The sequence below is a fragment of the Oleiphilus sp. HI0067 genome (genome assembly GCF_001635735.1).
In genome coordinates this window covers 1-1,076 of the sequence record NZ_LWFI01000418.1, presented here as the reverse complement: position 1 = coordinate 1,076, position 1,076 = coordinate 1, and the positions used below count along the sequence as shown (strand labels likewise).

General features: G+C 41.7%; 2 protein-coding genes. One reads left to right on the top strand and one right to left on the bottom strand.

Annotated elements, in window-relative coordinates; genetic code table 11:
* Nucleotides 1-118: 118 nt before the first annotated feature.
* Nucleotides 119-337 (bottom strand): hypothetical protein, encoded by a 219-nt coding sequence (locus A3739_RS04875; RefSeq protein WP_068479915.1) that lies wholly within the window; start codon nt 335-337, stop codon nt 119-121.
* 164 nt (nt 338-501) lie between these two features.
* Between A3739_RS04875 and A3739_RS04870 the strand changes: the two genes are divergently transcribed.
* Nucleotides 502-792 (top strand): YebG family protein, encoded by a 291-nt coding sequence (locus tag A3739_RS04870; RefSeq protein ID WP_068476864.1) that lies wholly within the window; start codon nt 502-504, stop codon nt 790-792.
* Nucleotides 793-1,076: the final 284 nt, after the last annotated feature.

The window sequence follows — 1,076 nt, the reverse complement described above, 5'->3', positions numbered from 1 at the left end:
CGTTAACAAATGAAGTATTGCATGGTATCTAGCCAATAACTTAGCTCTGCAATTGTATAACTCTTCCTCGATCGAGATGGCTACCATTTAGTCTGCCGGCAGCCCCACGAACCCAGCCTTAGAATCTAAAGCTAGTATCCGCATGTTGCTTTAAGAGCTTGGTGATCTCTGGATTATTTTTGAGCTGAGCTAAGTCAAGCAAATAGTCTAGCTCCAGCTCTTTGAGTGTTTTGTCGAGCAAGGCTAGCCTCAGTTTCTCTAGCTCACCATTGGCGATCATGGTTGTGATTGCCGACATTTCGTTGATACCCATTCGTTTATTGTTTGAATTTGGCATTCGATGCTCCTTATTACGCTATCCACTCTGCTTTTATACATTGAGGTTCAATGGATCGGTTTAAAAGGTTTCTTTGTTTGAATGATAAAATTTAATAATTATACTGTTTGTATATACAGTATTTGTGATAGTGTATTCACACGAATTAAAAATAGGAGCAAATCATGGCGATCATTACGCGTTATGTGGTTGAACATAAAGGGGTTGAAAAGCTAGTGACGACAGACAAAAGAGAAGCAGATCGCTACGACAAGATGCTAGATGTAGCAGACAACCTTGCTACTTTTATACAAGCTAAGGGTGTAGATATTGATGATGGCTTACTGGAAGATCTGTCTGTTTTGCTGTCTAAAAACAAAGAGAAGGTGGCAAAACTATTTAAGGGAGTTGATGCCGAAAGTTTGCTTGAAGAAGAAAAGGCAGAAGTTGTAAAGCTAGAAACAAAGCAGGCTTGATTTGCATCGTGAGCACGTGACCGCGAATACGTGAAACAAAAGCGGTGCTCAGGATTCCAATCAAACCCTACTGGTTTTTTAGAGAAATAATAGACCGCTGTATAAGTAGGCCATGACGAGGTTGAAAGACAGCTTAGCGCTCACGCCGCGCTCGCTTGGTAGTCTTTCATGTTTGATTGATGTAACCACTGCAGAATATCGTCAGCGATGTCCGGCCAGCAGCTTTCAGCCTGATAGGTGTGGCTTAGGCCTTCGTATATTTTTATATCCGCGCCGAGTTGATC